This window comes from Bradyrhizobium sp. CCGB01 (assembly GCF_024199795.1).
Classification (GTDB): Bacteria; Pseudomonadota; Alphaproteobacteria; order Rhizobiales; family Xanthobacteraceae; genus Bradyrhizobium.
Map to the genome: position 1 here is coordinate 501,308 of NZ_JANADK010000001.1, position 20,565 is coordinate 521,872.

The following is a 20,565-nucleotide window of genomic DNA, read 5'->3' on the forward strand; positions in this document are numbered from 1 at the left end:
GCCATAATTCCGCTTTAGCTCTTTAGTTTGAGCATGATCTTGTCGGAAAACCGCTTCACACTTTTCCGGATCATGCTCTAACGCGGACGACACGGCGGCTTGCCGGGCAAAGGTCCGGCCGCCATATATCCCTTCAGGCGATCCCTGCGCGGGGTCGCACATCGGAGCAAACCATGAACTGGCTTACCAATGTGGTCCGGCCGAAGATCCGCAACATGCTGCGGCGGGAGACGCCGGAGAATCTGTGGATCAAATGCCCGGATTCCGGGCAGCTCGTGTTCTACAAGGACGTCGAAGCCAACCAGTTCGTCATCCCCGGCTCGAACTACCACATGCGCATGGGCGCGGTGGCGCGGCTGAAGTCGATCTTCGACAACGAGACCTGGTACGACGTCGCGCTGCCGGACGTCACGCCCGATCCGCTCAAGTTCCGCGACGAGAAGAAATACGTCGACCGCATCAAGGATGCGCGGGCGCGCACCAATCTGAACGACGCGATCAAGGTCGGCTACGGCAAGCTCGAGGGCGCAGCCGTCGTCGTTGCCGTGCAGGATTTCGATTTCATGGGCGGCTCGCTCGGCATGGCCGCGGGCGAGGCCATCGTCCGCGGGCTCGAGCTCGCGGTCGAGAAGAAGTCGCCGTTCATCGTGTTCGCCGCCTCGGGCGGCGCGCGCATGCAGGAAGGCATTTTGTCGCTGATGCAGATGCCGCGCACCACCGTCGCGGTGCAGATGCTGCGTGAAGCGAAGCAGCCCTACATCGTCGTGCTGACCAACCCGACCACCGGCGGCGTCACCGCATCCTACGCGATGCTGGGCGACGTGCAGATCGCCGAACCCGGCGCGCTGATCGGCTTTGCCGGCGCGCGCGTCATCGAGCAGACCATCCGCGAGAAGCTGCCGGAAGGCTTCCAGCGTGCCGAATATCTGAAAGAGCACGGCATGGTCGATATGGTCGTGCATCGCCACGAGCTACGCCCGACGCTGGCGCGGCTCTGCCGCCTGCTGACCAAGGCGCCGGCGCAGGAAAGCGCATCGAAATCGGTGCAGCCCGTCGTCAGCCCGGCGCAGATCGTATCGGCGGCTGAGACGGCGCCGGCTGCGCCCCACGCGTGAACGCGTCCCCTGACAGCGCAAAGCCGCCGCTCGGTGAACTGATCGGGCGGCTGTCGGCCCTGCACCAGAAGCGCATCGATCTCGGGCTGGAGCGGATGCACCGCCTGCTCGAGCGGCTCGGCCACCCCGAACGCAAGCTGCCGCCGGTGATCCACATCGCCGGCACCAATGGCAAGGGCTCGACGCTCGCCTATCTGCGCGCGACGCTTGAAGCTGCCGGCCTGCGCGTCCACGCCTACACCTCACCTTATCTGGTCCGCATCAACGAATGTTTCCGGCTCGGCCGCGTCGGCGGTGGCGTGCTGGTCGATGACGACGAATTGCGCGCGGCACTGGAAGAGGTCGAGCGCGTCAATGCCGGCGAAGCCGCGACCGTGTTCGAGCTGAAGACCGCCGCCGCCTTCCATCTGTTCGCGCAGAATCCGGCAGATGTCGTGCTGCTCGAAGTCGGCCTCGGCGGCCGGCTGGATTCGACCAACGTGATCGACGCGCCGGCGGCCTGCGTGATCACGCCTGTCAGCATGGACCATATGGACTTCCTCGGCGATACGCTGACGTCGATCGCCGGCGAGAAGGCCGCGATCATCAAGCGCGGCGTGCCCGTGATCTGCGCCGAGCAGTCACCGGAGGCCATGGCGGTGATCGAGGCGCAGGCCAAGCGCATGCGCGCGCCGCTGTTTGCCGCGAACGAGAGCTGGCACGTCAATGTCGAGCACGGGCGCCTGGTCTATTCCGACGAGCGCGGCCTGATGGACCTGACGGCGCCGCGCCTGTTCGGTCGCCACCAGTTCGACAATGCGGGTCTCGCGATCGCGACGCTGCGGGCGATCCCGACCTTCAAGATCAACCAGGCGGCGTTCGAGGCCGGCATCGTCGGTGCCGAATGGCCGGCGCGCATGCAGCGCATTACCTCGGGCGAATTGCTCGCTCTCGGACCGCAAGGCTCGGAGATATGGCTCGATGGCGGGCACAATGCCGAAGGCGGGCGCGTTGCGGCGGCCGCGCTCGGCGATCTCGAAGAGCGGGTGTCGCGGCCGCTGGTGGTGATCGCGGGCATGATGGCCAACAAGGACGCAGGTGGTTTCCTCGCCAATTTCGCTGGCCTCACCCGTCACATCATCGCGGTGCCGATCCCCGACACCGAGGCCGCGATGCCGGTCGATCGCCTCGCGGATGCCGCGCGCAGCCTCGGCATGCGCGTCGAGACCGCCCCCGGCATCGAAGCCGCGCTGCGCGCCTTGGCGAAGCTCGCCTATGAGGTGCCGCCGCGCATCCTGATCACCGGCTCGCTCTATCTCGCCGGACATGTGCTCGGGCTCAACGGCACGCCTCCTGCATAGTCGGCCTCGTGTCCCGGACAAGCGCAGCGAAGCGGAGCGCTGAGCCGGGACCCAGAATGCCGCCACATGGGCCCCGGCTCAGCAGCGCACCGTTTCACGCTGCGCCGCGTCCGGGGCAAGAGAGGATGCCAATGCGTTTTGCCGCGATTGCTGACGTCCACGGAAACCACCTCGCGCTGGAGGCGGTGCTCGCCGATATCCGCTCCCTCGGCATTGCCGATATCGTCAATCTCGGCGACATGCTGAGCGGCCCGCTCGATGCGCGGCGGACCATCGAGATCCTGATGGAGCTCGACGCCGTGCACGTGCTCGGCAATCACGACCGCTATCTGCTCGACCGTCCCCCGGAGAAGATGGGCTCGTGGGACCGCCCCGCGCACGCACAGCTCGATGCCGCGCAGCTCGACTGGCTGCGTGCGCAGCCGATGACGCGCGTGTATCGCGACAAGGTGTTTCTCTGTCACGCGACGCCTGAGAACGACGAAATCTACTGGCTCGACACCGTGCACCCAGACGGCACGGTCGCGCTATCGCCGCTCGGCCGCATCGAGCAGTTCGCGCAAAACGTCACGCAATCGCTGATCCTCTGCGCCCACACCCATCTCGCCCGCGCCGTGCGGCTTCGCGACGGCCGGCTGATCGTCAATCCCGGCAGCGTCGGCAGCCCCGGCTATCGCGACACGCACCCGTTTCCCCATGTCGTCGAGGCCGGTACACCGCACGCGCGCTACGCGATTCTCGAACTGGCTGATGGTGAGTGGCAGGTGACGTTCCGCAACATCGCCTACGACCACGAGACCATGGCCGCGCTTGCCCGCCGCAATCATCAGCCGGAGCTGGCGAATGCGCTCGCGACGGGCTGGATCAAGTAGGGCAAAACAAAGCGGCCGGCGTTTCGCCGGCCGTTGCAGAATTCGCTAGTTCGTCGCGCCGCGGATCAGACCGCCGACGTGATCCACTGCTGCAGCTTCGCCTTCGGCGCGGCGCCGACCTGGCGGGAGGCCATCTCGCCGCCCTTGAAGATCATCAGGGTCGGGATCGACATCACGCCGTACTTGGACGCGGTCTTCGGGCTCTCGTCGACGTTGAGCTTCACGATCTTGACCTTGTCGCCCATCGCGCCGGCGATCTCGTCGAGGGCGGGCGCGATCATGCGGCAGGGGCCGCACCACTCGGCCCAGAAATCGACGACCACGGGGCCGTTCGCCTTGAGCACTTCGGCTTCGAAATCGGCGTCGGAAACCTTGCTAACGGCCATTGGAGTACCTCACTCGGTTGAAAGAATCGGCGCGGATGGGAATCGCGCCCGGGATCATGGCGTCAACCTATGAACGGCCCCTTGCCGGGTCAAGGACGCTCACACCGAGATGAAGGGATGCCAGCGCCGCGTCCAGCGCGGGGGCTGAAATCTCCATATATTCAAGGGCCTCGGTCCAAAGCAGGACCGCGCGGATCGGCTTTTGGGGATAAAGCCGCGCCAGCACCGCCCGGTACAACGCAAGCTGCCGGACATAGGTGGCGGGCGCTGCGGCCGCGCTTCTGGGCGCCGCCTGGTTGGTCTTGAAATCGACGATCAGAACCTCGTCCGGACGAACGACCAGCCGGTCGATCTGCCCCGAGACCAGCGCCGGCGGCCGTCCCGGCCGGTCGAGTTTACCGACGATGGCGACCTCGGCCCGGCTGCCGGCGGCGAACACGGGCGCAAAGCGCGGCTCGGCGATCAGGGCGAGCACCTTGTCGGCCAGTGCGGTCCGGTCGGCCTCAGGCCAATCCGAGGCGTTGCGCGCCATGAAACCGAGGGCGGCCTCGCGCCGGCGCTCGGCGGCGATGTCGGGCAGGGATTGCAGCAGCCGGTGCACCAGCGTGCCGCGCTGGAGCGCCAGCGCGCGCGACTGGACCGATTCGCCGGTCCGCACGCTGCGGCCTTCCTCGGCCGCCTGGCCGGAGGGGCGCACCGGATCATCCTCGATCATTTCGCGCGGCGCCGGCATTCGCAGCCAGTCCGGCAGCGCGATCGATTGGTCCACGGACGCCGCCGGCGTGCCCAGCGCCGCGACATCCTCGGAACGGGCGAACCGGGTCACCTTGCCGAGTGGCGTCTCGATCGTCTCTTTGTCCAGACCCGAGCCGGTGAGGCCGGTGTCGACGAGGTCGTACCAGCTCAGCTTACGCACCGTCTTCATGTTGCCCGGCATGCAGCCGCCGATGATCAGGCGGTCGGCCGCACGCGTCATCGCGACATAGAGCAGGCGGCGATACTCGTCCTCGGTCTCATCGATCATTGCCTTGCGTGCGTCGGCGACGGGCTTGGGATCGTCGGCCTTGCGCCCGGCCCAGACCACGACCTCGCCGCCATTGCCGCGCGGTACATGGATCAGCCGCACCCGCTGCGAGTCCGCGGGCGAGGACGTCGTATCGACCATGAACACGACGGAGGCCTCGAGGCCCTTGGCGCCGTGCACGGTCATCACCCGCACCTCGTCGCGCGAGATCTCCATGTCGCGCTTCACCTCGGTGTCGGCCGAGCGCAGCCAGGCCATGAAGCCTTGCAGCGAGGCCGGCGCCTTGCGCTCATAGTTCAGCGCCAGCTCCAGAAACTCGTCGAGCGCGTCATTGGCCTCGTGACCGAGCCGGCGCAGGATGCGCGCGCGTCCGCCGTCGCCGCCGAGCAGCCAGGCGTAGAACGCGAATGGCGTCTCCTCGCGCGCACGCATCTCGCAGGCTTCCAGGCGTCGCAGCACAGTCGCGAACTTCTCACTTCCAGCCGCATGCTCGCCGAGCGCACGGCGCAGCGATCCCTTGCGGCCATGGGCCAGCTGAAACAGATCGTCGTCATCGAGACCGAACAGCGGGCTCTTCAGCGCCACCGCGAGCGCGAGATCGTCCTGCGGCAGCAGCAGTGCGTCGGCGAGGTTCATCAGGTCGATGATGCCGATATGCTCGGTCAGCTTGAGCCGGTCGGCGCCGGCGACGGGAACGTTGGCGTGCTTCAGCGCCTGGATCACGGCGTCGAACGCATTGCCGCGCCGGCGCACCAGGATCAGCATGTCACCATAGCGCAGGGGACGGCGTTCGCCTTCGTGCCCGGTCAGCGTGCCGCTCTCGACCAGCCGCTTGATCTCGGTCTGGATGCGACGCGCGAGCTTGACTTCAGGGCTGGTGGCGGCGACGCCGTCGAACGGCGCGCGCCAACCCTCGATCTCCTGCCTGTCGTCCGCGACGGCCAGATCCCACAGCTCGATCACGCTCGGACCTGCATCGGCGAGCGCATTGTGCAGGGGATGGCCGATCTCGACCGAATGGATGCTCTTGTAGATCTCCTGCTCGCGGAAGACGTGGTCGACGGAGTGCAGGATCGCCGCGCCCGAGCGGAACGAATAGGTGAAGGCGACCGGGTCGAATTTCAGGCCGGCCGCCGTGAACTTGCGATGCAGCTCCCGCTTGCGAGCGTCGAATTCATGGGGGTCGGCCCCCTGGAACGAGAAGATCGACTGCTTCTCGTCGCCGACCGCGAAGACGGTGCGGTTCAGCCCTTCGCGGGCTCCTTCTCCGGCCGTGAATTCCGAGATGATGTGCGCGACGATGTCCCATTGCCGCGGGCTGGTGTCCTGGGCCTCGTCGATCAGGACGTGATCGACGCCGCGGTCGAGCTTGTAATGCACCCAGCCCGAGGCGACGCGGTTGAGCATCGCCAGGGTCTTGTCGATCAGGTCGTCATAGTCGAGCAGGCCGCGCTCCTGCTTCTCGCGGCGGTAGTTTGCCGCGGCGGCCGTCGCGATATGCAGCAGAGCCGCGGTGCGGTCGCGCATGGTCACCGCACGGCGCTTCTCGATCAGGCCACTGAGACGCTGCGCCTCGTTCTCGAACAGACGGGCGACGGATGGATTGTGCTCGCCAAATTTCTTGGTCAGCACCGCCTTGCGCGGCAGCTTTTCGTCGGTGAGGAAGACGCAGAGATAGGCATCGACCTGCGCGCCGCCGGAAAAGACTTTTGCCTCGCGGAGCCGGCTGGCCTGGTCGTTGTCGGACTTGCTGCCGTCCTCCAGCGCGAAGGCAATGTCGTCCCAGCGCGAGCGCGGCAGGAACGGGCCGTCGAGAATCTCCGTCTCGACGTCCTCGATGCGGTCGCTCGCATCGACGCCCAGAACGGCCCCCATCTGCTCGGCCGCGGCGCCGGCGTTGCCGGCCTCGTCGGTCCAGGCCATGAAATGGTCGCGGCTGAGACAGGCCTCGCGCACGACCTCCTTGAAGGTCACGTCGGCGGCGCTCGCCATCGCGGTCAGCAGCGCGCGGCCGGTGACGGTCTCCGGATCGCGCGCGGCCTCCAGCAGCACCTTCAGATTGGCGCGCTCCATCATGTCGGTCTGGTCGCGCTCGTCGATCACGGCAAAGCGCGCCGGCACGTTGGCTTCGAACGGAAATTGCTGGAGCAGGCGCGTGCACAGCGCGTGGATGGTCTGCACCTTCAGCCCGCCCGGCGTCTCCAGCGCGCACGCGAACAGCTTTCGCGCCTCGCGCCGCAGCTTTGCACTGGGGTGCGGGATGCCGACGGCGCGGATCGCTGCGTCGAGTCCGGTATCATCAAGCGTCACCCAATGGCCGAGCGTGGTGAACACGCGCTCGGCCATGTTGGCGGCAGCGGCCTTGGTGAAGGTGATGCAGAGGATCTTTTCCGGCGGCACGCCCGACAGCAGCAGGCGGATCACCCGCTGTACCAGCACATGCGTCTTGCCCGAGCCGGCGTTGGCCGACACGAAGGCCGACGCGGTCGGGTCCGATGCGCGCGCCTGCCTTGCGCGCACTTCATCCGGGATGGGGCGCGGCAGCTTCACCATTCCTCGATCCCCAGGCCGCCCGCGGCAGACCATTCCTTGATCCGGGCGAGGTCGTCATAGGTGCCGTAGCGGTTGGTCCACATCGGCAGGTTCAGCGAGGTGTACGCCTGATTCTCGTCGTCGAAGGCGCGGATCAGGGCCTCGAGCTTGGCCCGTGCTTCGGCGGCGGCCGTGTCCGGCGGCTGTGGCTCGTCGCCCTGCTTGAACTTCAGTTCGAGGATGCGCTCCTCGCCCGGCGGATTGTTGCCGCTGAGGCGCACATAGACGAGCTGGCTGACGGACGCGCCGGCGTCGATATCGGGGAAGCCGCCCTCGCGCAGGATCGCCGCTTCCAGCGTGAGCTGCGGCGACAGGCCCATGCGGACCTGCTTGCCGGTCGGCGGCTGGCCGGTCTTGTAGTCGAGAATGGCGTAGCCGCCGCCCTGGCGCCGCTCGATGCGGTCGGCGCGGGCGGAGAGCTTAAAGCTGCGCTCAGGGTCGAGCATGATCGAAATCTCACCGCGGGTCTCCGCGGCGATCGACTCGATCGCATCGCGCCGCACCGTCTCCCATTCGCCGAACCAGCGCGCGATGCGCTGGAAGCGCGGCCACCACAGCGCGCGCGCTTCGGGCCGCTCCATCAGCGGCGCAAAATACTTTTCACCGATCGCGCGCAGCACGCGGGCGGGATCGTCGGGCAGACGCGAAGCATAGGTCTCCGTGAACTCGCCGAGTGCATCGTGGATCGCCGAGCCGCGGTCGGCGGCGGACAGCGGCATGTCGACGGGATCGAGCGCGGCGAGCTTCAGGATGCGTTTGGCGTAGATTGTGTAGGGATCGCGCAGCCAGTCTTCGATCTCGGTGACCGACATTGTCAGTGGTCGCGTCGCGCGCGGCGGCCGCGGCTCGGGCTGCTTGATTGGCTTGACCTCGGCGGGCTGGTCGAGCGCGCCCGCGAACTGCACGTATTTTTCGCCGGCGCGGATGGCCGCCTTCCAGAGATCGGCGCCCGCAACCGCCTCCAGCCGGTGCAGGAAGCGCGAGGCCACCGCCGGCGCGCCGCCGGCCTTGGCGGAATGGGTGAGGATGACTTCGCCGCCGCCGAGCAGCTGCGCGAAGTCGTGCGCGGAGAGGCCGATACGGCGCTCCGGAAGATCGAGGCCGAGCTCGTGCCGCATCGGCCGGCTGAGCCAGGGATCGATGCGCGGCGCCGGCGGCCAGACGCCTTCGATCAGCCCGCCGACGATGATTCGGTCGGCCTGCATCAGACGCGATTCCAGCGGACCATAGATCTGCAGCCGCGCGCCGGGCTTGTCCCGCCGCCGCACCGCGCGGTCGCCGAATGCGGTCTGGAAGACGTCCGGGTAGTCCGGCAGCGGCACCATCAATCCGCTGGTGGTGCCACCGCGCAGCAGGTCGTCGAACGCGGCAGCGAGTGCGAGGCCCTCGCGGTCCTCGAAGGCGAGCGGGATGCCCTGCTCGTCACGCGACAGCTCGATCATGATCTCGCGATGCCGATGCGCAAGCTCGGCGAAGTCGAATGGCCTTGACGATGCGAGGCTCTCGATCGGTGCCAACGCCTTCTGCAAGACGTCGACCAGCGCCTGGATGCGGTCGAGGTCCTCGGCCTTGAGACGCGCGCGCGGCTCGGCCTTGTGGAGCGCGGAGACCTCGCTGCGCCACAGCTTTGTCAGCTCCTCACGGAAACGATTGAATTCGCGCAGCAGGCCGCCCGTGCCCGCAGGCGGACGCGTGCCACGCAAGACCGCAAGCTCCAGCCCCTCGATCGCAGCCTTCCATGCGCCGGGCGGCCGGCCGAGCCGGCACAACGGATGTTTCAGCATGGCGAGCAGCGTCGGCGGTTCCAATCCCTTGGTCGCAGCTTCCGCGGCGAGCCGCGCGAAAACACCGGCGGATGTCTCCATCAACACGTCGCCGCCGGAATCGTCGAAGGCGAGATCCCATCGCGTCAGCGCGGCCATCACCCGTCGCGCCAGTGCGCGATCCGGCGTCACCAGCGCTGCCGATTTGTCGAGATGCCGTGCCTCGCGCATCGCAATGGCAATCGCGAGCGCTTCCATTTCAGGGTTGGGCGCTTCGACGACAGCAAGGTTCCTCATGCCGCCGGCGATCTTCGCGGCGACGTCAGGCTGCTTCAGCCGGTCGTGCCAGACTTCCGTCTTGGCCGATGGCCGCATCGATTCGGATGCAAGCAGGTCGCGGCCGCCGTCCGCCGGCGGCTGGAGGATCTCGACGTCGCTACGCTTGATGCCGAAACGGTCCAGCAGCGAATGCATGGCATATTGCGGATGGTTCGAGGCCGGATGCTCCGCGAACTTGCCGAGCGAATCGCGCACGCCGCCGATGGTGCGCCAGGCGTCGTCGTCGAGATCGGTGTCGAGCCCCGGCAGCACCACGGCGCCGTGTGGCAGCGATGCGACCGCATGCAGAAACTTTGCGGTGGCCGGCATCGAGCCGGTCGAGCCGGCCGCGATCACGGGGCCATGGGGATGCGCGGTCAGCCGTTTTGCTTCCGCGGCGATCAGGAGATCGCGCCGCGCCGCGGGCTCGATGCGGTTGATCTCCGCGAGATGACCGGGCCAGGCAATGCGCGCGATGCGCAAAAATTCCAGCGAGTGCTGCCAGTAGCGATCGAGGTTATCAGGCACGAGGCCGTCGAGCGCGCTCCAGTCGACGCCGCGCGTGACCATGTCGTCGATCAGGCGTGCGAGGTCGCCCGCCAGCGCCAGCGTCGAGGCGGGACCGCCGACCACCAGCGGCGACAGCACCGGGCCCTTGGCCCAGGCGGCGACGAGCTGCGCCAGCGTCAGCCGGCGTTCGAGCTCGCCGAGCCGCGGCGGAATGTCGAGCGGCGTTGTGCCGGAGAACTGCTCGCCTTCGTCGGCGAAAGCGAGCTCGTCCTCGTCGATGTCGCCGAGCGCGACGATGCGCGGCAGCACGACCGCGTCCGCCTTCATCTCGTCGAGAAAGATCTCGCGCACGACGCGCATGGCGCGGCGGGTTGGCAGGTACAGCGTCGCGTCGGCAAGGCGCGCCGGTTCCTTGCGCGCCTCGAATCCCTCGACCAGCCGGCCGTCCAGCAGGGCCGAGACGATCGTGCGCAGGAACGGAACTGAGAGGGGAACGCTGAAAACGCGCATGGGCTGCCTGATTCGGGAATCACGGCAATATAGGGAGGCGGACGCGAATGGTCATGGGGAGGGGCGAAGTCGTCCCCGTTGTTTGCGGGGCGAAAACAGGTGCCGTAGGGTGGGCAAAGGCGCGAGAGCGCCGTGCCCACGACGTCTCTCAGTGAGTTCTTCAGCTTGATTTGGTGGGCACGCTTCGCTTTGCCCACCCTACGGCACCGTCTTCGAGGCTAGCTTACGCCACGCTCTCCAGAAACGCCTCTTCCGCGGCGTGCACCGCGTCGGGCGTGCCGACATGCATCCAGACGCCGTCGAGGCGGAGGCCGAACAGCCGCTCCTGCTCGTTGGCGCGGTCGAACATTTTCGTCAGCGAGAACTCACCCTGCGGTGCGTCGGCAAAGATCGAGGGCGACAGGATCGCGGCGCCGGCATAGACGAACGGGACGACCTCTTTTTCCTTGCGCTTGCGCAGGGCGCCGTCGGGCAGCATGCCGTAATCGCCGCGGCCGCTATAGCCGATGCTGGTCGCCGTCGGCGCCATCAGCAGCAGGATGTCCATTCGCGCGGGGTCGAAGTTTTCGGCAAGCCGCGCCAGGTTCGAGCGTACCCCGTCGATCCACAGCGTGTCGGAATTGACATGGAAGAACGGCGCATCGCCGAGCAGCGGCAGCGCCTTGACCACGCCGCCACCGGTGCCGAGCACCTGGTCGCGCTCGTCCGAGATGGTCACGCGCGGATGCTGGCGGGATGCGGTGTGATTGATGATCTGGTCCGGCAGATAGTGCACATTGACGATCGCCTCGGTCACGCCGGCGTCGCCGAGCTTGTCGAGCACATGGTCCAGCAGCGGCTGGCCAGCCACCGGCACCAGCGGCTTCGGCATCTTCTCCGTCAACGGACGCATGCGCAGGCCGAACCCTGCGGCGAGCACCATGGCTTTGGTCGGATTGACGGACATCGTTCGCTTTCTCAGGCTCGTCTTTCTCGGAAGCTTGACTCAGAAGAAGTTCGCGTTGCAGCAAGCCTAGCACGGACCGCAATCAGCCGCACCGCGTCTTAACCGCCTTAATGACCTGCCGTGACGGTTGTACGACGGGTGTTGCCGTCACGCCCCGACGGATGTGGGACGCGCCTTTTTCTTCTTGTCGCCGAGCTTGAGGAAATTGACGCCGATCTGGTCACCATTGACCCAGGCCAGTTCGCAGCGCCGGTAAGCAAGTCCCGTCGACGACAGCAGGAGAAAAAATTCCTTCAGATGCAGGCCTTCGACCGAGCCGTCGATGGTCAGCTTGGCACCGCTTTCGGAAACGTCCTCCATGGTGCAGTCGCGCCGCCAGGTGCCGTCGATTCCCATCATCTGGGCCGGAATCCCGCGCTCGAAAACAACCCGGTTGTTGCCGCGCTGGTCCGTCTTCACCGCCATCTGCCCTGCTCCAGCCCCGTCATTGTCCGGCTGCCTGCGGGCCATGATACCAATGCGATGGCTAACAGCCGGTAAATCGGGCCGCGAATCAGGCTTGCAGAGGCGCTTGGGACGTTTCTTGGGGCGTTTCCTGGGGGGCCGCTTGGGGCGGCGGGACGTTGGCGAGATACCAGTCGCGCAAGGCGCCGAGCGCCGGATGCGCCAGCGAGCGCTGGAGGTAGGTCCAGATCCGTGGCTGGTGACGCAGATAATGCGGCTTACCGTCGCGGCGGTTGAGGCGGGCGAAGGTGCCAAGCAGGCGCGTGTTCCGCTGCGCCGACATGATCGCATAGAGCTCGGCGAAGCCAGCCGGATCGAAGCTCGCATCGTCCGCGCGGCGCGCCTTGATGTAGCGCGACAGCAGCGTCAGCTCGAGGTTTTCGGGTACGTCGATGCGGGCATCCTGGAGCAGCGAGACGACGTCGTAGGATCGCGGTCCGAGCACGGTGTCCTGGAAGTCGATCACGCCGACGCGCGCGATGCCGGCGCGGTCAGCGAGCCAGATCAGATTGGGCGAGTGGTAGTCGCGGATGATCCAGCTCTTCGGCGCGGCCAGCGGCTTCTTCAGCAGCTCGCGCCACATCGCGAAAAACTCTGCGCGCTTCTCCTCGCTCAGCGGCGCATTGCGGTCGGGCAGATACCATTCCGGCATCAGCCCGATCTCGATCAGCAGCGCCTCGGTGTCGAAGACCGGAATGGCGTAAGTCTGGTCCGCCAGCGGCAACGTCTCCGGCAGCGTCTTGCCATGCAGCGCGGCCAGTGCGTCGGTCGCGGCCTCGTAGCGCTCGGCGATCGGGCGCGGCGGATCGCCTTCGATCACGCCTTCGCTGCCAAAATCTTCGGTGATCAGGAAGCCGTGGTCGAGATCGGAGTGATGGATCGCGGGCGCGGAGATGCCTTGCGCGCGCAGGCCTTCGTCGATGGCGACGAACGGCTTTACGTTCTCGGCCAGATGCACGGCGGCGCTGTAGGATTTTCCGCCGTACATCGCCGCGCCGTCGGGCCGCTGCGGAAAGTTCATGAGGATGACGATCTCGTCGTCGCGCAGCAGTCGCGCGTAGGAGCGGGTCGAGGCATCGCCGGCCATGCGCTTGCGCGTTGCATCCATGTAGCCGGATGTATCGAGGAAGTCGCGCAGCGCCTTCAGCCGCGCAACAATGGCGGCGGCCTTGCCATGACCGGTGATGTCGGCGGCGCGTGCATTCGAGCCCAGCGCCGGCCGATGCGTCAGCGCGATGTCGATGCGGTCTTGCGGCATCGCCGACGGCGCGCGCTCCGGCCATTCGATCAGGACGAGCGTCGCATCGGGGAGCGGCGACAGGCCGATCTCCTCGAGCTCGCTCTCGTTCTCGACCCGGTAGAGATCGGCATGCACCACCGGAAACGGCGGCAGCTCGTAGCCCTGCACCAGGGTGAAGGTCGGGCTCGGGACTTCCAGCGCCTCGTCGCCCGCGAGATAGCGGATCATGGCGCGGGCGGCCGCGGTCTTGCCGGCACCGAGATCCCCGGTGAGGGTGATAACGTCGCCGGGGCCGGCCAGCAGGGCGAGATCGGCCATCAATTGCGCGGTCGCCGTCTCGTTGACAAGCGCGACGGAGAATGTGGTTGGTTCAGTCATTCGGCGGCGTCGCGATGCGCCGCCTGGTCGGTCGGGAAATCGCAGATCACGACCGTGCCCCGGCCGACGATCGAATCCACCCGCACCTTGCCGCCATGCAGCTCGACGAAGGAGCGCACCAGCGACAGGCCGAGCCCGGCGCCGCGATGACGCGACCCCTGCGAGCGGCTTTCGAACCAGTTGAACACCTTGTCCTTCATGTCGGCAGGTATTCCAGGCCCGGAATCTGTCACAGTGAAGACCACGCTGCGTTCGGTGCGCCGCGCGCTGATGCCGACGGTGGAATCCTGTGGAGAAAACCCGACGGCATTGGCGAGGAGGTTATAGAGCACCTGCACCACGCGCTTCTCGTCGCCGACGAAGCTGCCGACATCGGGCGCGATCTCGACCTTGAGGCGGATGCGGTCGGTGGCAAGACGGTCCTGGATGCCCTCGGCGGCGAGCTCGATGGTCTTGCTGACGTCGACCGGTCCGAGTTCCAGCTTCATGGCGCCAGCGTCGATGGTGGCGAGATCCAGGATGTTGTTGGTCAGCGCCAGCAGCGCATTGGTCGATTTGGTGACGTAGTCGAGATATTCGGCCTGTTTCGGCGTCAGCGGCCCGGTCGAGGGATCGCTGAGGAAATGCGCGAAGCCGATGATGGTGGTGAGCGGCGAGCGCAACTCGTAGGAGACGTGGTGGACGAAATCCACCTTCATCTGGTCGGCAGCCTCCAGCGCCTCGTTGCGCTCGCGCAGCGCACGCTCGACGTTCTCGGTGTCGGTGATGTCCTGGAACGTCAGCATGGTGGCGCCGTCATGCAGCGGCCGGATCATGCCGTCGAGCACGCTGCCGTCCTTGCGCTCCAGCTTCAGCGGCACGTCGGCGCGGCTCTCGATCGAGGTGACGGCCTCGCGGATCTGGCGCCAGACCACGGGGTCGTCGAACAGCTGATGGCACCAGCCTTCGACGGTCTGGATGTGCGGCTCGTCGCGCATGGCGTCGCTCGACAGCTTCCACATCCGGACAAAGGCCGGGTTGAACAGCTGCGCTTTGCCGTTGCTGCCGAACACCGCAACGCCCTCGGCGAGGCTGTCCAGCGTCTCGCGCTGAACGCGGATCATGCCGTCGAAGCGGCGGGCGAGCTCGAGGCTTTCGGTGACGTCGTCGAACAGATAGGTGACGCCGCCTTCCGGATTCGGCGTGGTGACGACGGAGAGTGCGCGGCCGTCGGGCAGGTACCAGGTGTCCTTGGCGGTCTCGACCGCGCGATAGGCGTCGTGCAGCTTGGCCTTCCAGGCGCGGAAGTCCGGCTGCTCCGGCAATTTGCGCGCGGCGCGGAGCTGGTCGAGCACGCTGGAATCGTCGGGATTGGCGTCGAGGAAGGTGCGATCGAGGTCCCACAGCCGGCGGTAGGAATCGTTGTAGAAGGCGAGCCGGCGATGGCCGTCGAATACGGCGACGCCCGACGAGAGCTGGTCCAGCGTGCGGCGATGCGCCTCCGCCATCCGCACCAGCGCCGAGCTCAGCGCATCCGCCTCGCTGGCGTCGATGGCGACGCCGACATTGCCGCTGCCGACCTTTACGGCGCGGACGTCGTACATGCGCCGCTCGCCGCCGATCACGATCGGCAGCCGCGAGCTGAAATTGGCCGCGTCCTTCAGGCCCCGCTCCATCGCGGTGCGGTCGGCGCTGTCGAGCAGCTCGAGCTTGCGCTCCTGGGCATCAATGACGCTGTTCGCCTCGGTCGCACGGACATAGGCCGGATTGGCGAAAGTCAGCGCGCCGTTCTCGGCCTTGGCCCAGATCGGCCAGGGCGCGGCGGCGGCAAAGCCGCGCAGCATCTCGGTCTCGTCGGCGAGCGCCTTGTAGCGCAGATTGGTCTCGGCCAGATCGCGCCGGAGTCCGGAGAGTTCGCGAATCCGGACAATGGCCTGGCCGCCGATGGCGCGGCCGATGGCCTCCAGCGTGTGGCCGTGCGCGGTGGTGAGCGTCAGCTGGAACCCGTCGCCGCGATCACGCAACGCATCGACCGCGTGATCCATCTGGAGCGCGGGTTCTGGCGGCAGCCATGTTCCGAACGCGAGCACGCGCTGCGGGGAGGAATCGCGCGGCAGCACCATGGAGAAGTCGCCGGAAATCTGCGCGCGATTGTCGCCGGCCGGCCAGGAGATCAGGATCTGCGGCTCGGCGAACAGCAGCGCACCGAAGCGATCGGACTGGAGTTGCAGTTCCCCAATTCGCGCGCGCAGCCGCGCCTCGTTGTTCGCCGTGCGCACGCGTGTGCGCATCAACAGGATCGCGGCCACGACCGAGAAGCCGAGCAGCGCGAGCGCGGTGGCGAGCACCGCGAGTTCCTGCCGGTTGAAGTCCAGCATTATGGAGAGTGTGTCGACGAGGTCGGCAGCCTCAGCCGGCGCAGCCGGCAGCAGCGCCGCGAGGGCGCCTCCCAACAAGCCGTTGCGCACGAGCGATGTGCACGACAGCAGCGTCCGACGCATCGACACGATCACGCCTGACATAGTTGCCCCAAGATCGCACGGATTTGCACGCGGCGACCCCCGCCGCGCGCGAATCAAAAGACAATACCCCCACCGCGACTCCAGCGGTAAGAGTCCAGATCGTGAACGCAAAGGCGGTCCCACAAAAATGCCGGGGCGCGGTTCCAACCCACGTCGTTCTTCGGGATGATTCGGCTGGAATTATCGTGCGTTAGCGCCCGGTCGAGCCGAAGCCGCCGGCGCCGCGATCGGTTGCGGACAATGTCGCCACGGGAACCAGCGCGGCCTGCACCACCGGTGCAATCACCATCTGCGCGATGCGCTCGCCGCGCTTGACCACGAAGGGCGTTGCGCCGTGGTTGATCAGGATCACCTTGATCTCACCGCGATAGTCCGCATCGATCGTGCCGGGCGAGTTCAGCACGGTGACGCCGTGCTTGGCGGCAAGTCCCGAGCGCGGTCGCACCTGGGCCTCGTGCCCGGGCGGGAGCGCGATCGTGAGGCCCGTCGGCACCAGCGCATATTGGCCGGGGGCGAGCGTCATCGGCTCGCTGTCCGGCACCGCGGCCATCAGGTCGAGGCCTGCGGCCTCGGCGGTCTGATAAACCGGCAGCGGCAGGCCCTCGGCATGACCCAGGCGTTGCAGTTCGACCGTGACTTTCGTGCTCAAGATGCCGGCTCCCGGGATTTGCCGGTCACGCTTCTAGCGACATGCGCGACCAGTTCGATGGCGACCTGTTCCTTGGTCATCACCGGCCAGGAATCAACTGCAATCTCGCCGTCCTCCTCACCCTTCTTGCGGGTTATCAGGTGCACGGTGTTGCGGTCGCCGCCCATCACGCCGGTGGCCGGCGAGACGTCGTTGGCGACGATCCAGTCGCAGCCCTTGCGGGCAAGCTTGGATTTGGCGTTGTCGATGAGATGCTCGGTCTCGGCGGCAAAGCCGATCACCAGCGGCGGACGGTTGTCGGTCAGCTTCGAGATCGTGGCGAGGATATCGGGGTTTTCGACCAGCTGAAGCGGCGGCATGCCGGCCGAGGTCTTTTTCAGCTTCTGCTCGCCCTCACTGGCAACCCGCCAGTCGGCGACCGCGGCGGCGAAGATCGCGATGTCAGCCGGAAGCGCGGCCTGCACCTGCTCCAGCATCTGCCGCGCCGATTCCACATGCTTCACGGTCACGCCCTGGGGATCGCCGAGATCAACCGGGCCGCTCACCAGGATCACCTCGGCGCCCGCGGCCTGCGCGGCGGCGGCGATGGCAAAGCCCTGCTTGCCGGAGGAGCGGTTGGCGATGTAGCGCACCGGGTCGATCGGCTCATGCGTCGGGCCTGCGGTGATCAGCACGCGCTTGCCGGCAAGCGGGCGCGGCACCGGCGGCCGCAGCAGCCGTTCGGCGGCGGTGGCGATCTCGATCGCCTCGGACATGCGGCCGATTCCGGCTTCGCCTGCCTCGGCCATCTCGCCGGAATTCGGGCCGATCAGCACCACGCCGTCACGCTGAAGCTGCGCGACGTTGCGTCGCGTCGCCGCGTTGTTCCACATCAGCGGATTCATCGCCGGCGCCAGCAGAACCTTGCGGTTGGTCGCGAGCAGGATGGCGCTGGCGAGATCGTCGGCATGGCCGTTGGCCATCTTCGCCATCAGGTCGGCGGTCGCGGGTGCCACCACGATCAGGTCGCAGTCGCGCGCGAGGCGGATATGGCCGGCGTCGAACTCGCTCTGGGGGTCGAACAGGTCGGTGTAGACGCGCTCATGCGACAGCGCGCTGACGGCCAGCGGCGTGACGAATTGTTGCGCCGCCTTGGTCAGCACGCAGCGGACCTCGACGCGGCGCTCCTTCAGCCTCCGGATCAGGTCGAGCGACTTGTAGGCCGCGATCCCGCCGCCGATGATCAGGGTGACGCTGGCCTCGGGGAGGGCGCCGGTGCGCTGGGAGACAGGGGCCGGAGCGTGATCCGGGGGCGCCGCCATCGGCGTCAGCGGCTCCTCGTGGCCCTGGATCAGCTCGCCCAGGATGATGCGGACCTCTTCCTCGACCGACCTGCGGTTCTTGGCCGAACGCAGGCGCAGATAGGTTTTGACGCCCTCATCGAGCTTGCGGATGGTCAGGCTTGCCACGACGCCCTCCAGCACGGAATGATAGCGATGCTATCATCCGTATGATTGCAATGCAATCAAAGATTCCGGACGGCGATCAGGATTCCGATGAAGGTGGCGGCGATGATCCAGAGCGCCACGGTGCGCCAGCGGTTCTTGCGGCCTTCGCTGCGGCCCATCGCGGCGATGCTCTCCGGCGACAACCGGAGGCCTTCCCGCGTCATGGTCTCGAGCTGCTCGAGCACCGCGACTGAACGCGCGGCAATATCCGGAAGACGCATCAGGATGCGCGCGAGATCGCCGCCGCCCGAAAGCGCGCCCTGGACGCGGCCGATCGGACCGAGATTACGCTCGATCCATTCGCGCACCACGGGATCGGCGACCTTCCAGATGTCGAGCTTGGGATCGAAGCCGCGCGCCACGCCCTCGACCACCACCATGGTCTTTTGGAGCAGGATCAGCTCGGGCCGCGTCGTCATGTCGAACAGGCCGGTGACCTCGAGCAGCAGCGTCAGCAGCCGCGCCATCGAGATCTCTTCGGCCGTGCGGTTGTGGATCGGCTCGCCGATGGCGCGGATGGCTTGCGCGAAATTCTCGACCGAGTGATGTGCCGGCACATAGCCCGCCTCGAAATGCACCTCGGCGACGCGGCGATAATCGCGGGTGATGAAGCCGAGCAGGATCTCCGCGAGGAAGCGCCGCTCCTTCATCCCGAGCCGGCCCATGATGCCGAAATCGACCGCGACGAGACGGCCGGCGTCATCCAGGAACAAATTGCCCGGATGCATGTCGGCATGGAAGAAGCCGTCGCGCAGTGCGTGGCGCAGAAAGCTCTGGATCACCTTGCGGCCGAGATCGGGCAGGTCGACCTGCGCCTCTGCGAGGCGCTTGTGATCGTTCAGCGCGATGCCGTCGATCCACTCCATCGTCAGCACGTTGTGCGTGGTGCGGTCCCAGTCGACGGTCGGCACGCGAAAATCAGGATCGTCGCGCGTGTTCTCCGCCATCTCGGACAGCGCCGCAGCCTCGAGCCGCAGGTCCATCTCCATCGCGACCGAGCGCGACATGGTGTTGATGACCTCGATCAGGCGCAGGCGCCGCGCCTCGGATGAATAGGCCTCGGCCTTGTGCGCGACGAAGAAGAAATCGGAGAGATCGCGGCGGAAGCGCGCGGCAACGTTCGGCCGCAGCACCTTGATGGCGACCGGCTTGCGGATGCCGTCGCGCAAGACCTCGCCACGATGCACCTGCGCGATCGAGGCGGCCGCGACCGGCGCGCTGAAGCTTGCGAACACGTCCTTCAGGGGGCGTTCCAGCGACGTCTCGATCGCGGCTTCCGCTTCGGCCTGCGAGAACGGCGGCAGGCGGTCCTGGAGGCTTTCGAGGTCGCGCGCGATCACGACGCCGACGACGTCGGGGCGCGTTGCCAAAAATTGCCCGAGCTTGAGATAGGCCGGGCCCATCCGGGTCAGTGCACGCGATATCCGCGGTCCGTGCTTCGGGCCGCGCCGCTCGACGACGCGGGCAAGTTTCAGCGCCAGCTGTCCGGGCGGTGGCACCAGGCTCGGATCGACCGAGCCGAACACGCCCTCGCGCGCAAAGACGAACGCGGCGCGGATCAGGCGCACAATGTGGGTGAAGGCAGAAATCACAAACGCCAGCCCGAATGCAGTGCGACGATCCCGCCCGACAATGTCTGCCAGCTGACGCGGGCGAAGCCGGCGTCGCGGATCATGTCGGCGAAGGCGTTGGGTTTTGGAAACTTGCGGATCGATTCGACGAGATATTGGTAGGATTCGGCATCGCCCGTGACCATGCGGCCGAGCGGCGGGATCACCTTGAACGAGAACAGATCATAGATCCGGTCGAGCCCGGGCATCTCGACGGTGGAGAATTCCAGGCACAGGAAGCGGCTGCCGGGCTTGAGCACGCGGTAGGCCTCGTGCAGCGCCAGGTCGATCCGCGGCACATTGCGAATGCCGAAGGCGATCGTATATGCATCAAAGCTGCGGTCGGCGAAGGCGAGCGTTTCGGCGTTGCCCTCGACGAAATCGACCTGGGTCTCGAGATGCCGCTTCGCCGCGCGCTCGCGGCCCACGGCCAGCATCCCGGTGTTGATGTCGCAGACCGTGGCATGGAAGCCCGGGCCCGCCGCCTTGGCGGCTCGGAACGAGATGTCGCCGGTGCCGCCGGCAACGTCGAGCAGCGCGAACGGCCGGTCACTCCGCGGCGGGTTGAGCGCGTTGATCATGATGTCCTTCCAGACCCGGTGCAGGCCACCGGACATCAGGTCGTTCATCAGGTCATAGCGCGACGCCACGCTGTAAAACACATCGTTCACCAACGTCTGCTTGTCCCCCAGGGGAACGTCCCTGAAGCCAAAATGCGTGGTTTCGCCCGGCCGATCCATTACTCTACTCCACGAGGCGGACCATAGCCTGCCCGCCGCAATGGCGCTATCACACCGCCCTCATAAGGTGAATGCCTGAC

General features: G+C 66.8%; 14 protein-coding genes. 3 read left to right on the top strand and 11 right to left on the bottom strand.

All coding sequences use genetic code 11. The features are described 5' to 3' along the window. The first annotated feature begins 173 nt into the window (after nucleotides 1-173). From accD to NLM25_RS02310, 3 genes are all read left to right on the top strand, one after another. Nucleotides 174-1,115 carry an acetyl-CoA carboxylase, carboxyltransferase subunit beta gene (accD, locus tag NLM25_RS02300; protein ID WP_254114696.1) on the top strand — a complete coding sequence of 314 codons (942 nt, stop codon included), beginning with the start codon at nucleotides 174-176 and terminating at the stop codon, nucleotides 1,113-1,115. Then, nucleotides 1,112-2,455 carry a glutamate ligase domain-containing protein gene (locus NLM25_RS02305; protein WP_254135874.1) on the top strand — a complete coding sequence of 448 codons (1,344 nt, stop codon included), beginning with the start codon at nucleotides 1,112-1,114 and terminating at the stop codon, nucleotides 2,453-2,455. The genes accD and NLM25_RS02305 overlap by 4 nt, the downstream gene beginning before the upstream one ends. Before the next feature lie 131 nt (nucleotides 2,456-2,586). Then, entirely contained in the window at nucleotides 2,587-3,327 is a 741-nt protein-coding gene (locus tag NLM25_RS02310) for a metallophosphoesterase (RefSeq protein WP_254135875.1), read from the top strand. Nucleotides 3,328-3,392: 65 nt separating this feature from the next. Here the strand turns inward: NLM25_RS02310 and trxA are convergent, their stop codons facing one another. The 11 genes from trxA to ubiE form a co-directional block, all read right to left on the bottom strand. Next, nucleotides 3,393-3,713 (bottom strand): thioredoxin, encoded by a 321-nt coding sequence (gene trxA, locus NLM25_RS02315; protein WP_008540017.1) that lies wholly within the window; start codon nucleotides 3,711-3,713, stop codon nucleotides 3,393-3,395. 67 nt (nucleotides 3,714-3,780) lie between these two features. Next, a complete protein-coding gene (gene addA, locus NLM25_RS02320; RefSeq protein WP_254135876.1) occupies nucleotides 3,781-7,290 on the bottom strand; it encodes a double-strand break repair helicase AddA in 3,510 nt (1,169 codons plus the stop codon). Continuing rightward, a complete protein-coding gene (addB, locus tag NLM25_RS02325; protein ID WP_254135877.1) occupies nucleotides 7,284-10,430 on the bottom strand; it encodes a double-strand break repair protein AddB in 3,147 nt (1,048 codons plus the stop codon). The genes addA and addB overlap by 7 nt, the downstream gene beginning before the upstream one ends. Nucleotides 10,431-10,653: 223 nt before the next feature. Next, nucleotides 10,654-11,376, bottom strand: coding sequence for a nucleotidyltransferase family protein (locus tag NLM25_RS02330; RefSeq protein WP_254114691.1), 723 nt, complete (start codon nucleotides 11,374-11,376; stop codon nucleotides 10,654-10,656). A 147-nt stretch (nucleotides 11,377-11,523) separates the two neighbouring features. After that, complete coding sequence (locus NLM25_RS02335; protein WP_254114690.1) at nucleotides 11,524-11,841, bottom strand: PilZ domain-containing protein; 318 nt, start codon at nucleotides 11,839-11,841, stop codon at nucleotides 11,524-11,526. Nucleotides 11,842-11,929: 88 nt separating this feature from the next. After that, the gene (tsaE, locus tag NLM25_RS02340) at nucleotides 11,930-13,498 is read right to left on the bottom strand and encodes a tRNA (adenosine(37)-N6)-threonylcarbamoyltransferase complex ATPase subunit type 1 TsaE (protein WP_254135878.1); all 1,569 of its coding nucleotides are present in this window, start codon (nucleotides 13,496-13,498) and stop codon (nucleotides 11,930-11,932) included. Continuing rightward, entirely contained in the window at nucleotides 13,495-15,999 is a 2,505-nt protein-coding gene (locus NLM25_RS02345; protein WP_254135879.1) for a PAS domain-containing sensor histidine kinase, read from the bottom strand. The genes tsaE and NLM25_RS02345 overlap by 4 nt, the downstream gene beginning before the upstream one ends. 190 nt (nucleotides 16,000-16,189) lie before the next feature. After that, nucleotides 16,190-16,648, bottom strand: a complete 459-nt coding sequence (gene dut / locus NLM25_RS02350) for a dUTP diphosphatase (protein ID WP_254135880.1) — start codon at nucleotides 16,646-16,648, stop codon at nucleotides 16,190-16,192. After that, nucleotides 16,645-18,096 (bottom strand): bifunctional phosphopantothenoylcysteine decarboxylase/phosphopantothenate--cysteine ligase CoaBC, encoded by a 1,452-nt coding sequence (gene coaBC, locus NLM25_RS02355; RefSeq protein ID WP_254114686.1) that lies wholly within the window; start codon nucleotides 18,094-18,096, stop codon nucleotides 16,645-16,647. Before coaBC ends, dut begins: the two co-directional genes overlap by 4 nt. Nucleotides 18,097-18,152: 56 nt before the next feature. Then, nucleotides 18,153-19,727, bottom strand: a complete 1,575-nt coding sequence (ubiB, locus tag NLM25_RS02360; protein WP_254114685.1) for a 2-polyprenylphenol 6-hydroxylase — start codon at nucleotides 19,725-19,727, stop codon at nucleotides 18,153-18,155. Further along, entirely contained in the window at nucleotides 19,724-20,485 is a 762-nt protein-coding gene (gene ubiE, locus NLM25_RS02365) for a bifunctional demethylmenaquinone methyltransferase/2-methoxy-6-polyprenyl-1,4-benzoquinol methylase UbiE (protein ID WP_254135881.1), read from the bottom strand. Before ubiE ends, ubiB begins: the two co-directional genes overlap by 4 nt. Nucleotides 20,486-20,565 lie beyond the last annotated feature (80 nt).